General features: G+C 58.8%; 8 protein-coding genes and 1 rRNA gene. 1 reads left to right on the plus strand and 8 read right to left on the minus strand.

All coding sequences use genetic code 11. From position 1 onward, the window contains the following. Window positions 1-14: 14 nt before the first annotated feature. The 7 genes from AC1RBA_RS17320 to puuE form a co-directional block, all read right to left on the minus strand. Window positions 15-3,389, minus strand: a complete 3,375-nt coding sequence (locus tag AC1RBA_RS17320; protein WP_492419298.1) for a TonB-dependent receptor — start codon at window positions 3,387-3,389, stop codon at window positions 15-17. 792 nt (window positions 3,390-4,181) lie between these two features. Then, window positions 4,182-5,684, minus strand: coding sequence for an adenosine deaminase family protein (locus AC1RBA_RS17325; protein ID WP_492419299.1), 1,503 nt, complete (start codon window positions 5,682-5,684; stop codon window positions 4,182-4,184). A gap of 43 nt (window positions 5,685-5,727) precedes the next feature. Then, the gene (guaD, locus tag AC1RBA_RS17330; RefSeq protein ID WP_492419300.1) at window positions 5,728-7,044 is read right to left on the minus strand and encodes a guanine deaminase; all 1,317 of its coding nucleotides are present in this window, start codon (window positions 7,042-7,044) and stop codon (window positions 5,728-5,730) included. A gap of 9 nt (window positions 7,045-7,053) precedes the next feature. Beyond that, window positions 7,054-8,121, minus strand: a complete 1,068-nt coding sequence (xdhC, locus tag AC1RBA_RS17335; RefSeq protein WP_492419301.1) for a xanthine dehydrogenase accessory protein XdhC — start codon at window positions 8,119-8,121, stop codon at window positions 7,054-7,056. A 9-nt stretch (window positions 8,122-8,130) separates the two neighbouring features. Further along, window positions 8,131-10,476, minus strand: a complete 2,346-nt coding sequence (gene xdhB / locus AC1RBA_RS17340; protein ID WP_492419302.1) for a xanthine dehydrogenase molybdopterin binding subunit — start codon at window positions 10,474-10,476, stop codon at window positions 8,131-8,133. 10 nt (window positions 10,477-10,486) lie between these two features. After that, a complete protein-coding gene (xdhA, locus tag AC1RBA_RS17345) occupies window positions 10,487-11,953 on the minus strand; it encodes a xanthine dehydrogenase small subunit (protein WP_492419303.1) in 1,467 nt (488 codons plus the stop codon). A gap of 99 nt (window positions 11,954-12,052) precedes the next feature. Then, window positions 12,053-13,006, minus strand: coding sequence for an allantoinase PuuE (gene puuE / locus AC1RBA_RS17350; protein ID WP_492419304.1), 954 nt, complete (start codon window positions 13,004-13,006; stop codon window positions 12,053-12,055). Between the two features lie 120 nt (window positions 13,007-13,126). Between puuE and uraH the strand changes: the two genes are divergently transcribed. After that, the gene (gene uraH / locus AC1RBA_RS17355) at window positions 13,127-13,480 is read left to right on the plus strand and encodes a hydroxyisourate hydrolase (protein ID WP_034785620.1); all 354 of its coding nucleotides are present in this window, start codon (window positions 13,127-13,129) and stop codon (window positions 13,478-13,480) included. Between the two features lie 216 nt (window positions 13,481-13,696). On the opposite strand, the gene rrf is transcribed toward uraH, so the two are convergent. After that, a 5S ribosomal RNA gene (gene rrf / locus AC1RBA_RS17360) occupies window positions 13,697-13,809 on the minus strand. Window positions 13,810-13,969 lie beyond the last annotated feature (160 nt).

The raw sequence follows: 13,969 nt of genomic DNA on the forward strand, positions 1-13,969 counted from the left end.
AGGCCGCTACGAGATTAGAACTCGTACTTGACCGTGGCCTGAATTGCCCATTGCGATTCGCCTTTGGCTTGACGCGTTTCCGTGCCTTCTACCGTTGGACGCGTGTTGTAGATATAACGACCTTGGGCATCGATACCGACGAAGTCGACAAAGCTGCGCACTTGCCCGCCTTGCGGTTGGAAAGCGATTTCGTTGATACGGCCCCACTTGCGATTGATCATGTTGCCAACGTTCAACATATCAAAGGTAATGATGCCTTTGTTGCCTTTGAAGATGCCTGGAACTTCCTGGCTAAAGCGCATGTCGATGCTATTGGTCCATGGCGCAAAGCTCTTGTTGCGGTTCATGACTTTGCCAGCGGACTTGCGCAGATCGCCATTGCTGTTCACAACTGCCCAGAACGCCGCTTCATTGGCTGCGCTCTCAGCTGCAGTTTTGCCGTAGAACGCAACTTCGCCCGAGCCTGGTGCCTTTGGAATGTACATCAGGTCATTGCCTGCCAGGCCGTCGCCGTTCAAGTCATTATTGAAGGTCCAGCTATATGGCTTACCGCTACGACCTTCATAGAACAGGCCGAAACTGGTCTTGTACTCGCCAAAGAAGCGCTTCTGCCAGCTGACGTTGGCGGTAAAGCGGTCTTTCACCATATAGTTCGAGTTTGACGCGACGTTTTCGTTCGGGTTAAACGATGCACGGCCACCCCAGTTCGAGCTGGAGGTCGATGAGCTCAATGGTGACACTTCAGTAGCATCCGTGTACGTGTACGAAGTTCCCCACGACAAGCCATTGCGCATCGGGCTACGCACCGACAAGGTCAGCACATTACCTTCGCCTTTATCGGTCTTGGTTGCCATCAGTACCTGGCCAAATGCGGCATTATTGCCCGCCTTGGTATCGGCACGGCAGCCAGTCTTGCCATTCAAGATACCTTTGACAGTATCCCAGCAATCGACCTTGTAAGCATTTTCGCCCCAGTACAGCGCACGGCCATCGCTACCGGTTTTGGTCGGTGCGCCAAGGTTCAGCTCTTGGTAGTAGATCGCATCTTTGGTACGAGTGCGCAGGTATTCAGCGCCAAATACCAGTCCCATCCATGGCAGTTCATGCTCGAATGCCAGGTTGGCCTTCCAGACCGATGGCTGAGCCAGATCAGGACTAAGAACGTCAACCTTCATCGCAGGAACCGTGTCACCTACATTGGTCGGCTGGCGCAGTGGATCAATACTGAAGAACCCGTCGTTCGTTGGGCAAGCTTTGCCCGTGGAGCTGCAATTGAAGTTACGCAACGCTACGCCGGTATTCTGGTAGGGATTGCCCAGCCAGACAGCCATGGCAGCACCTTGAAACAAGCCCATGCCGCCACGAATTTGTGTCGGGCGCGCCGAATCCAGCTTATAGTTGAAACCAAAACGCGGCTGGTACAGGTTTTCGCCATCAATGGTGTGCGTATTGTCGATGCCGAAACCACCGGTTTGACGACCAGCAACAACGGGGCCAACCGGCTGGGCAGCGATTGCATTGCGGATAGGTTTTTCACCGATGCGCGTGCCGTCGACGCGCAAGCCTGCCATCAGGGTCAGTTGCTTGTTGACGTTCCAGCTATCCTGTACGAACAGACCGATATTTTTCAGGGTAAAGCGGGCGATCGCATCGTCGAGTGAGCCGCCGGCAACTGGTGCCTGCAGGGTGTACGAGCTTGGACGACCGTTGCGGAAGTTTTCCAGCATCGCCGCTTGCCACTGGGCCGTTGTCGCCTTGGTGCAATCCAGCGCGAGGGTAGTAATACAGCCAAAGGTATAGTTACCATTGACGTTTTGCAAGAAGGCGTTATAGACCTCGGTTTTACTGAAATCAGTACCGAACTTGACGTCATGGTCGCCGAGCGCCCAGCTGGCGCCAAGGTAAGCGTCAAGCGTCTTGTTATTCAAGACATTCTTTTGACGGCTTGTTTCAGTGCCGAAGTTCAGGTAACGGCTGTCGGCAGCCTTGCCATCCGGTCCGGGACCGCTGAATTGCAGGCCAATCGAAGGCAGATAGGCATTGTTCTTCGGTACGCTGTCATATTTACGCGTCGACAGTTTTACTTCGGTGGAAAAGGTTGGCGTCCACTCGGAAGTCCACTGCGCAACGATCGTTTCCAAGCTCTTTTCCTGGGCATACCAGTAAGAACTCAGCGACAGACCTGTCTTGCTGAAACCAGGGAACATCGGCTCGGCCTGCTCAGTTTTCGAATAACGCAACATCATGCGTTGCGTATCCGTCAAGTTCCAGTCCAGCTTCAACAATTTTTCCGTTGCGGTAAATTCCGTACCGCCTGGAACCTCGGAGGTACCGATAGGAATACCGTATTTATCCTTGGCGATGGCGATGGCGCTGTCGATAGCAGCCTGAGGAATGAGAACGTTCGTCAGTGGACTGCCAATCGGGCCAAACGTTGGGGAACTACGGCTGCTGCTCGATTTTTCATAGTTCGCAAACAGGAACAATTTATCTTCGATCAGCGGACCGCCCAAGGTAATGCCTTTGGTGGTGTCCTTCGATTTTGGCGCATCGTAGTATTCACCGGTCGTGTCGTTGTAGCGCTCGCCCGACATCTTGTCATTGCGGAAGACGTAGTAGACGCTGCCCTTGACCTTGTTGGTACCCGACTTGGTGACGGCATTGATGTTGGCGCCCGTGTAACCTTTTTGCGTCACGTCATAGTTCGCGACGTTCACTTGCACCGACTGAATCGCTTCAATGGAAATCGGCTGCTTGCCGGTGGCGGTGCCGCTGGCTTCCAGGCCGAAAGTATCGTTCACGGCCACGCCATCGATGGTCATCGAGTTGTAGCGCGAGTTTTGGCCGGCAACGGAAATTTCACCGCGCTCTTTATCGGTTTGCGACAGGCGCGGGTCGGCACGTGCATAGTCTTGCAGGCTGCGCGAAATCGATGCCTGGGTTGCCAGTTCCGTTGGGCCGATGTTGGTGCCCGCACCCATGTTGCTGCGGTTAAAAATCTGTGCGCGTGCGCCCGTGCCCGTGACGTTCACGGTTTGCATCTGGGCGCCCAGGGTGGCGTCCACATTGGCCGTTTCCGCCAGCTGCACGTACACGCCTTCGCGTTTTTCCACTTCACCATTCTTGGTGATGGTGATGGTGTATGGACCGCCGGCGCGCAAGCCGCGGGCGACGTAGCGGCCTTCCGCATCGGTCGTCACATTGCTGACGGAACCCGATTCGGTATGCACGATGGTAACGGTGGCACCAGCTGCCGGCTTGCCGTCGGTGGCCGAGATACGGCCGCCGATGGAAGACGTAGTGTTCTGTGCGAACGATGGTGCCGCCGCCAGTGCAATAGACAGGCTGAACGCGATTTGCGTTAGCCGAAGTCGCTTGTGATTGATCATCTTTAACCCCAGAAAAGACTATTATTTTTGAACATCCTGGATTGCCCACCGTCCGGCTGCGCCGCACAGCAACACAAACACAAGATCTCCTCTTTACGATGCTGCAACTGTTACGCCGACGGGACTGGCTGCGGTCCTGACAAGACCATCACAAAACGCCGCTCCACACATCACAACCATTTATATCCAGACAATAACGGTGAAAAAAACTGCTACCGATCCGTATGACCCAGGGCGCTAGCACCTGTGTCATTCATCCCACATGCTTAGCCGGCCAACATGGCAAGCCGCGAGTGTAATTGTTAAATATTTCAAGACTGTGACACGGCGGAAAAATGCAGAAGAATGTCGTCATTTAGCTGCGCGACTGTTTGTTTCACTCTGCATCTCACCTTTATTTACTGCAAATACCCATCTTCTTACGATATCGCCCAGATGAATTGTGACTTTTTAATATCATCTTCATCTCACTATGCATCATCAAAAAATGGATGACAAATACGATTTTTTTTACATATTTATATATTTAAAATATAAATAGCATGGGGTAACTAGCTGGATTGATATCGTGCTGACAGCGTTCGGGCTTATGGCGCGAGATTATAAATGAGCAATATGTACTTGAAATTGATTCATCCAGGAAATTGGATAAAGTCGTGTATCTGCTGTTAATTGTGTCGCATGGCCGCCACAACATTAACAAAAACACATTACAAGAAAGGGAGGGGAGAAATGGAAAACGGCCGGAAGATCCGGCCGCCCTGAGAGTATCAGTTGGGAACGTCGCGTAACTTACGGTTTGCCGCTCTTGCCTGCCTTGTCGGCCGCCGCAATTTGCGCTTCAAACCGGGTGAAACGGGCATCGAGCGCTTTCAGCAAACGCTGCTTGTCCGCTTCCGCCAGGAAGGAATAGCGCAAGCTGTTGTACGACAGCTTTTTGATTTCCGCATAATCGGTCTTGTACTGGCTGGCAAACAGCACGTATTCATTCGACAAGGTATTGCGCGACACGCCCGCGTCGTCCGTCGAGATCACGAAGGGCACGCCATACTTGCGGTACAGGGTGACCGGATGGGCCTGGCCCTTGATGCCAAGGATGTAATCATTGCTGGTCAGGTTCACTTCTACAGGGATACCCCGCTCGCGCATCTTTTGCATGGTCGCCAGCGCATTGTGCTCGTAGGCGATATCCATGCCGTGGCCGATACGGTCGGCGCTCGCCACATCGACGGCTTCGGCGATATGGAAAGCCATGCCTTCCGGCGGCACCATGCCCAGCGCCAGCTCGCCCGCGTGCAGGGCGATCTTGACGTTCGGATATTTTGTCTTGAGGAACTTGAACATTTCCATGTGCAAGCTGTAATCGCGCATGGACACGTTCATGCTTTCCTGGCCCACGATGTTCACGCCCACCAGCAGCGGATTGAGGCTGGCCGCCTTGAACGCGGCCACCATGGACGAGAACACTTGCGATGGCGACAAGAAACGCAGCACATACGCCTGGTAGCGCATGGTGAAGTGCGCATCGTCGATGCCGGCGCTGCTGGCGTTCACATTGTCGTTATAGGCGGTGATGCTTTTCTGGAAGCTGGCGTCCTGATCCAGGCTGGCGGTCCACTTGGCCAGCAGCGCTTGCAACGCGGCCGGCGGCAAGCCCGGCGCCAGCACTTGCTGGTCGAACTGCGCGTTTTGCACGAAGGGCGACAGCTCGAAAATCGTCTCGATGTAGCTGAGGTTTTCCGCGATGGCACGCTGCTTCAGGGTTTTCAGGCCGTCGGCCGTATTCGTCGATGCCACGGGACCGAAGTAGCCGAAGGTGTCAAAAAAGGTACGGTCCGGCGGCGTCTGGACGGCGCCGTGGTTATAGAAATCCTTGGTCGACCAGCGCTGCAGCAATTCCGCATACAGGCCCGCATCGGCAAACACTTCCGTGGACGACAGGCAGCTGCGCTGTGCGGCCGGCTTGGCGCGCTCGGCCGCCACGACGTCCTTGTTGCTTTCGATGCGGTAGGTCGTCTTGTTGACGCAATAGTTTTCCTTGTCGACCCAGTCGAGAAATTGCTCGGCATAAATGGCGCCCGAGTAATGGTGATGCAAATCACCGCCCTTGGGCATCATGGAAAAGAACAGGCTCAACTCGGCTGTCTTCGGCTGTGCACCGGACACCAGGGCGGCAAAATGGCGCACCGTGGCCGCTTCGTTGGAAGACGGAGTGGCCACGGCCTTGGCGGCTTGCGCCGTTCCGGTCAATGCCAGCGCGGCGCCAAGCGCCAGGCCAGTGAGTTTCTTGTGCATTCGCGTTCTCGCTCAGGATAATTCGTGTTGAACAACGGGTAGGTCAGCCCTGCCCCCGCACATGCACGCATTGCCCGCCTGAATAGGTGGCGGCCACGGCGCGGTCGTCGCCCAGCAGCGCAAAGGCAAACAGCAATTCCTCCAGGCTTTGACAGCCAGCCGTGCGGCGCTCGAGCAGCGGCGTCGCATGCTTGTCGAGCACGATGAAGTCCGCTTCCGTGCCTGCCGTGAAATTGCCCAGGGTGCCTTCCAGCTGCATGGCGCGCGCGGCGCCCAGGGTCGCCAGGTAAAACATGCGCAAGGCAGGCAGGTAGCTGCCTTTCAAGCGTGCTACTTTATAGGCTTCGTTCATGGTTTGCAACATCGAGAACGAGGTGCCGCCGCCCACGTCCGTCGCCAGCGACAGCAGCACGCGCGCCGCGTCGGCCCGCTCAAAGTCGAACAAGCCGCTACCGAGGAACAGGTTGGATGTAGGACAAATGGCGGCCGCCGAGGACGTTTCAGCCATGCGCGCGCGGTCGCGCTCATCGAGCCAGATGCAGTGGCCGAACATGGCGCGCGGGCGCAGCATGCCGTAGTGGTCATACACATCGAGGTAGCTGCGCGCCTGCGGATGCAGTTCACGCACCCAGCGGCATTCATCCTCGTTTTCCGACACGTGGGTTTGCAGATAGGTATCCGGATAGGCGCGCGCCAGCTCGCCCGCCAGGTGCATCTGTTCATTTGTCGATGTCGGCACGAAGCGGGGCGTGATCGCATACAGCGAGCGGCCGTGCTTGTGCCAGCGGCGTATCAACTCCTCGCTTTCACGTGCGCCGGACTCGGCCGTGTCGCGCAGGAACTCGGGGCAGTTGCGGTCCATCATGACCTTGCCCGCCACCATGCGCAAGCCGCGCGCCTCGCTGGCGCCAAAGAAGGCATCGACCGATTGCGGATGCACGCTGCCATACACCATGGCCGTCGTGGTGCCGCAGCGCAGCAGTTCATCGAGAAAGAACTCGGCGACATCGCGCCCATGCTCGGGATTCTCAAACGCGCGCTCGGTAGGGAAGGTGTACGTTTCCAGCCATGGCAGCAAACCTGGCGCGGGCGAGGCGATCATTTCCGTCTGCGGGAAATGCAGATGGGTATCAATGAAACCCGGCACGATCAGCTTGCCCCGGTAATCGACGATCTCGGTGCCAGGCGGCAAAGTGGCTTGCAGCTGCGCGTAATCGCCGGCCGCGACGATCTTGCCGTCGGCCACGATCAGCAAGCCATCCGCATGCCAGGCGTGCGCATCCTCATTAAAAGCGGGATCGGCGTGGAAGTGCAGCAAGCTGGCTCGGTAGGCTTGCAATGTGGCAGGAGCAATCGGCATGACTTCTTTCTATAACGGATGAATGGCGGCGCGTGTCCGGCGGCGCGGTGGCGCGCTGGCAGAAGCCAGCCGCAGCGGTGCGGCCAAGGCGGCCGCGGCCGCTTCCTCCCACACCATCAATAACTGACAGGCAACGGAGGCGGCGATCACGGCCGGCGCCTTGTTGCGGATGCCGGGCATGCCGATCGGACACACCATGGCCGCAATGCGCTCGTCCGGCACGCCGCGCGCCTGCAGCCGGTGCTCGAACTGCTTGCGCTTGGTGTGCGAACCGATCAGCCCGAACCAGCCCGCATCCTCGCGCTCCATGATGGCTTGCGTCAAGCGTTGATCGAGCGCATGGCTATGCGTCATGACGAGAAAACTGCCGCCCGGCGGCGCCATGGCAACGAATTCCTCGGGCGTGTCGGTGGCGGCGATGCGCACATTATCCGGTAGTTGCGCGGGAAACATGTCTTCGCGTTCATCGACCCAGGTGATATTGCAGGGCAAGTGGGCCAGCGCGCGCACGATGGCCGCGCCCACGTGGCCAGCGCCGAACAGGGTCAGATGGGCGCGCGGCGCCAGGCAGCGATCGACCAGCCAGCGCCGCCCTTCACTCCCCTGCGCGACATGGGTTGCGCGCTCGCGCGAAAACGTATCGGGCGCCTGGCCTGGCGTGCCGGCAATCAAGCTGCCGTCAGCATCGAACAGCGCAGAGGCGGGTTCGCCATCGAGCGCCGTCAAACGCCAGCTGTCCTGCTGGCGGCGCTCGCGCAAGGCGGACAATACATCGTTCAAGCTGGCATCGACAGGTTCAAAGGCAAGATAAACAACGCCGCCGCAGCATTGGCCCAGGCTGGGGCCCAGTGCAAAACGTTCGAACCGCACGCGGGTATCGCCCGTGGCCAGCATGGTCTTGGCAATTTCGACGGCACGCAATTCCAGGTGACCGCCGCCGATGGTGTCGACCTGGCCATCGAGGGTGACGCGCATCTTCGCGCCCGCCTCGCGCGGCCCGGAACCTTCGACCAGGGCCACCGTCACCAGCACGGATGCCTGCGTGTCGTTGTCCATCGCTGTCAGCCAGTCGCTCATCGTCTGCTCCTAGGCGCCGACATGCGCCGCTTGGACGGCCATGACCGCCTTGAGGATTTCCTCGCTGGTGGCCGGTGCATTCAGCGGCGGCTGCACGGCGTGATGGCCCACGCTGGAAATGGCGTCGCGGATGGCGAAGAACACGGAAAACGGCAACAGCAGCGGCGGCTCACCCACGGCCTTGGAACGGTGGATACTGTCTTCCACATTGCGGTTCTGGAACAGTTTCACACGGAAATCTTCCGGGCAATCGGAAATGCCGGGAATTTTATAGGTCGATGGCGCGTGCGTCATCAGCTTGCCTGTCGCATTCCACCACAGCTGCTCCGTCGTCAGCCAGCCCATGCCCTGGATAAATGCGCCTTCCACTTGCCCCAGATCAATCGCGGGATTGAGCGACTGGCCCGCATCGTACAAGGCATCGGCGCGCAGCAGTTTCCACTCGCCCGTCAGGGTATCGACCACCACTTCGGCCACGGCCGCGCCATAGGCATAGTAGGAAAACGGATGGCCCGTCATCGTTTTCGCATCCCACGACAGCCCGGGCGTGGCATAAAAACCATCGGACCACAATTGCACTCTCGCCAGATACGCCTTCTGCACCAGCTCGGCAAACGGCACGACGTGACCATTGACGTGGATATGGTTGTCGAAGAAGCGCACAGTGCCAGCGTCGCCACCGTACAGTTTGACCGCATAATCGGCCAGACGTTCGCGGATCTGGCGCGCTGCATCCTGCGCCGCCTTGCCATTCAGGTCGGCGCCGGTGGATGCCGCCGTGGCCGACGTGTTCGCCACCTTGCTGGTGTCGGTGGCCGTGGCGCGCACGCATTCGAGGTCCAGTCCCAGCTCGTGCGCCACCACCTGCATGACCTTGGTATTGATTCCCTGCCCCATTTCCGTGCCGCCATGATTGACCAGCACGGAGCCATCCACATACACGTGCACGAGGGCGCCGGCCTGGTTCAAATGCGTGACGTTGAAGGCGATACCGAATTTCAAGGGCGTGAATGCCAGCCCCTTCTTCAAGACCGGGCTGGCCTCGTTGAACGCATCGATGGCGCGGCGGCGCGCGCGGTAGTCGCTGCTCTCTTCCAGTTCCGCGACGAGCTCATGGATGACGTTGTCGACGATTTTTTGCCCGTACGGCGTGACGTTGCGCCCTTCCGCATCGTTGCGGCCATAGAAATTGAGCAGGCGGATATCGAGCGCATCGCGTTGCAAATGGCGGGCGATTTCATCGATCACGTACTCGATGGCGATGGCGCCCTGCGGCCCGCCAAAGCCCCGGAAAGCCGTGTTCGACTGCGTATTCGTCTTGCCGCAGGCGGCGCGGATGTCCACGTCGGACAAATAATAGGTGTTGTCGAAGTGGCAGACGGCGCGCGTGGCGACGGGGCCGGACAAGTCCGCCGAATAGCCGGCGCGCGTGGTCATGTCGACCTTGGCGGCCAGGATCCGGCCATCGTCGTCGTAACCGACTTCGTATTCATAGTAAAAACAGTGGCGCTTGCCCGTCACCAGCATGTCATCGTCGCGGTCGGCGCGCAGTTTCACGGGACGCTTCAGTTTGGACGCCGCAATCGATGCGGCCGCCGCCCACAGGGCCGACTGCGATTCCTTGCCGCCGAAACCGCCGCCCATGCGCCGGCATTCGACGGTGATGTTGTGCGAATGCAAGCCCAGTGCATGCGCCACCACGTGCTGCATCTCGCTCGGATGCTGGGTCGAACACAGCACCAGCATGCCCTGCGCCTCCTTCGGAATGGCGTAGGAAATCTGTCCTTCCAGGTAAAACTGTTCCTGGCCGCCCACATACAGCTGGCCCTTGACCACATGCGGCGCGCCCTCGAATGCGGCCTGGTAATTACCGCGCGTCAGCTGCATGGGCGGCAGCACATACGATTGCGCGGCCTTGGCCGCCTGCGGCGTCATGATCGCGGGCAACTCGTCATAGGACACTTGCGCCAGGCGGGCGGCGCGGCGCGCATGGTCATGCGTATCGGCCACCACGATAAAGATGGGCTGGCCCACGTATTGCACCAGATCAGCAGCCAGGATGGGATCGTCATGGATGATGGGACCGCAATCATTGGTGCCGGGAATGTCCTGCGCCGTGTAGACGGCGACGACACCCTGCGCATCGCGCACGGCCGATAAATCCATGGCCGTGATGCGCGCGTGCGGCTTTTGCGACAGGCCCAGCGCCGCGTGCAAGGTGCCTTGCAATTCGGCGATATCGTCCGTGTAGGTGGCTTGCCCCAGTACATGCAATTGCGCCGATTCATGGGGGCTGGGCTTGCCTACGGCGGCCCAGGCGGCCGCTTGCAATTCGGGCGTGACAGGATGGTTCATGCTGGTTCTTTCAGGCGCGGCAAGCGTAGGCGTTGAGGGACGTCGGTGGCAATGGCGTATCGGGACGGGTTTCCAGCCAGAAGCGGCGAAACAGATTTTGCGCCGTCGTCATGCGGTAGGTGTTCGACGCACGCATGTCGGACAGGGGCGCGTAATCGTCGGCCAGCAAGCGCATGGCCATAGTCAGATTTTCCTCACTCCACGCCTGTCCCCGCAGAAACGCTTCCGTTTGCGCGGCACGCTGCGGCGTGGCTGCCATGCCGCCAAAGGCGATGCGCGCATCGACGATACGCGCGCCATCGAGCTGGAAGGCGAACGCGGCGCACACGGCCGAGATATCCTGGTCAAAGCGCTTGGCCAGTTTATACGTGCGGAAATGCACCTCGGCACGGGGCAAGGGCACGCGCACGGCTTCGACGAATTCGCCGGGCTGCAAGTCTTTCTTCTGATAGCCCAGATAGAACTTTTCAAGCGGCATGATCCGCTGTCCGGCAGGACCGCGCAGCACGATGTCGCTGCCCAGCGCGATCAGCCACGGCATCGAGTCGCCGATGGGCGAACCATTCGCCACATTGCCGCCCAAAGTACCGGCGTTGCGGATCGGCAAGGAAGCAAAACGCTGCCACAGTTCCGACAATTCGTCCGGATAATGCCGGCACAGCGCCGCATACGCATCGTTCAGGCTGGCGCCGGCGCCGATGTGCAGTTTGCCGTCGTCCACGGCGATGGTTTTCAGCGCGGCCACATTGCCCAGATATATGATGTCGCCCAGGTCGCGCAGTTGCTTGGTCACCCACAGGCCCACGTCGGTGGAGCCGGCCAGCAGGCAGGCCTGCGGCTTTTCCGCGCGCAGCGCCACCAATTCGTCGATGCTGCGCGGCGCATGGAAGTGCTGACCGCCATGTTCATATGTGCTCAGGCTGCCGCGCTGCAGCGCCTGCAATTGCTGCGCCAGGGCCTCACGGTCAAAGCTAACATGCGGCAATTCGCCCATGCGCCTGGCCGCGTCGATGATGGGCCGGTAACCGGTGCAGCGGCACAGATTGCCCGACAGCGTATCGTCGATTTCGCAGCGCGTGGGCGTCTCACCGTTTTTCTGCAGATACATGCCCCACAGCGACATGACAAAGCCGGGCGTGCAAAAACCGCATTGCGAACCATGGCACTCGACCATCGCCTGCTGCACCGGATGCAGGGCGCCGTCGGGCTGCTGCAAGTCTTCCACAGAAAACAGGGCCTTGCCATCGAGCGTGGGCGTGAGCTGGATGCAGGCGTTGACGGCTTTCATCTCGACCTGGCCGTCAACCAGGCTGCCGATGACGACCGTGCAGGCACCGCAATCGCCTTCGGCGCAGCCCTCCTTGGTGCCCGTGCAATGCAAGTCCTCGCGCAGGTGCTGCAACACAGTCTGCGTAGGGGCGGCGTTGCGTACTTCCTGTACGGCACCACGGTAGTAAAAGCGGATCGGTTCTGACATGCTGGCCTCGGTATAGTCCCAGTATAGGAGATTAACACCGGCATATGGGACAACTATATGCAAAGACTTATTTTACTTATCATCCAATATCAATACCCATCAAACAGTGCAAGGATGCGTCGCATGCCAGTGTTCGGCGATATCGATGCGGCGCGTGATCCACACTTGCTCATGGCGCTGCACATAGTCGAGGAAGCGGGCCAGCGCCGCGGCCCGTCCCGGACGCCCCACCAGGCGGCAATGCAGGCCAATGGACAGCATCTTCGGCTGGTTCAAGCCGTTCGGATCGCCTTCCGCGTACAGCACGTCGAAGGCATCCTTCAGGTAATCAAAAAACTGTGTGCCCGAATTAAAGCCCTGCATGGCGGCAAAGCGCATGTCGTTCGTGTCCAGGGTATAAGGTACGATCAGCTGGGGCTGCATGGCCGCCATGCCGGCCGCATTCGTGTACGCCACCTTTTCCCAGAATGGCAAGTCATCGCCGTAATAATCGGCGTTGTAGCGGAAGCCGCCATGCTCGACCACCAGTTTGCGCGTATTGGGCGAATCGCGCCCCGTGTACCAGCCTTGCGGAGCAGAGCCCGTCAATTCGCGGATGATCTGCACGGCCTCGCGCATGTGTTCGCGCTCCGTCGCTTCATCCATGTTTTGATAGGAAATCCAGCGCAAGCCATGGCAGGCGATTTCATGGCCCAGTTCCTGGAAGGCGGCCACCGCCTCGGGATTGCGCTTCAGGGCCATCGAGACGCCAAACACGGTCAACGGCAGGCGCCGCTCCTCGAACATGCGCAGCAAGCGCCATAATCCGGCGCGCGAACCGTATTCATAAATCGACTCCATGCTCAGGTGGCGCGCAGGAAAAGCCGCCGCTCCGATCATTTCCGACAAAAACGTTTCCGAGGCGGCATCGCCATGCAGCACGCTGTTTTCCGCCCCTTCCTCGTAATTGAGGACGAATTGCAGGGCGATGCGGGCTTTTCCCGGCCATTGAGGGTGAGGTGGCGTGCGGCCATAGCCGATCAAATCGCGCGGATAATTTTCATAAGTACTCATGCGGTGGCTCGCCTATAGGAGACAATGTTGGTTATATGCCCAATCATATAGCCAGCCGCTGATGCAGGTATATGATTTGCAAGATAAGCACATTCACTCACCCTATATACAGGATAGCAAATGGGAAAACTCAGCACGCATGTACTCGATATCGCCCACGGCAGGCCGGGAGCCGGCGTCAAGGTGGCCCTGTTTTCAGTCGCGCCGGAAGGCAAAGTGTTGTTGAAGATGGATATGACCAATAGCGACGGCCGTTGCAGCTCGCCCTTGCTGGAAGGCGACAGCATGAAGGCGGGCCAGTATGAGCTGGTGTTCAATGCCGGCGACTATTTCGCCGCCCAGGGCGTGGAATTGCCTTCACCCCGCTTCATCGATCTGGTGACCCTGTCCTTCGGCATTGCGCATACGGATGAGAACTACCACGTGCCGCTGGTGGTATCGCCGTGGTCATACTCGACCTATCGCGGTAGCTGATCCCACCATACAACAATGTTGTCGGATTACGCGCTGCGCGCTAATCCGACCTACCTGGTTTGGTCGATGTCGGCCGATGTCCGTCGGCGCAGGCCGGCGTAGGTCGGCGTAGGTCGGCTTAGCGCAGCGTAAGCCGACAGCCACCGGCACAAAAGCACAGACGAAAAAAAACCCCACCGGAGTCCGGCGGGGTTTTTCTCTTACTGCGTATAACAAGCCTGACGATAACCTACTTTCACACTGGTTGCAGCACTATCATCGGCGCAAAGTTGTTTCACGGTCCTGTTCGGGATGGGAAGGGGTGGGACCAACTTGCTATGGTCATCAGGCATAACTTGTACCGGCATTTGTCCTCAGTGGAGCGACAAAGCCATGAATCTGGAAGAAGCAAAGATCGGGGTAATGAATGGTAGTATCAACACACACGCAACGTTGTACCGTCTTATCCTCTGTACCTGCTAAGGTTATAGGGACAAGCCGTACGGGCAA

This window comes from Janthinobacterium sp. GW823-FHT03B06 (assembly GCF_058796955.1).

Bases quoted from the DNA above. Each gene is read 5' to 3' on its own strand.
- xdhA (WP_492419303.1), bottom strand. From the start codon at position 11,953: ATGTCAGAACCGATCCGCTTTTACTACCGTGGTGCCGTACAGGAAGTA.
- uraH (WP_034785620.1), top strand. From the start codon at position 13,127: ATGGGAAAACTCAGCACGCATGTACTCGATATCGCCCACGGCAGGCCG.
- xdhB (WP_492419302.1), bottom strand. From the start codon at position 10,476: ATGAACCATCCTGTCACGCCCGAATTGCAAGCGGCCGCCTGGGCCGCC.
- puuE (WP_492419304.1), bottom strand. From the start codon at position 13,006: ATGAGTACTTATGAAAATTATCCGCGCGATTTGATCGGCTATGGCCGC.
- xdhC (WP_492419301.1), bottom strand. From the start codon at position 8,121: ATGAGCGACTGGCTGACAGCGATGGACAACGACACGCAGGCATCCGTG.
- guaD (WP_492419300.1), bottom strand. From the start codon at position 7,044: ATGCCGATTGCTCCTGCCACATTGCAAGCCTACCGAGCCAGCTTGCTG.
- AC1RBA_RS17320 (WP_492419298.1), bottom strand. From the start codon at position 3,389: ATGATCAATCACAAGCGACTTCGGCTAACGCAAATCGCGTTCAGCCTG.
- AC1RBA_RS17325 (WP_492419299.1), bottom strand. From the start codon at position 5,684: ATGCACAAGAAACTCACTGGCCTGGCGCTTGGCGCCGCGCTGGCATTG.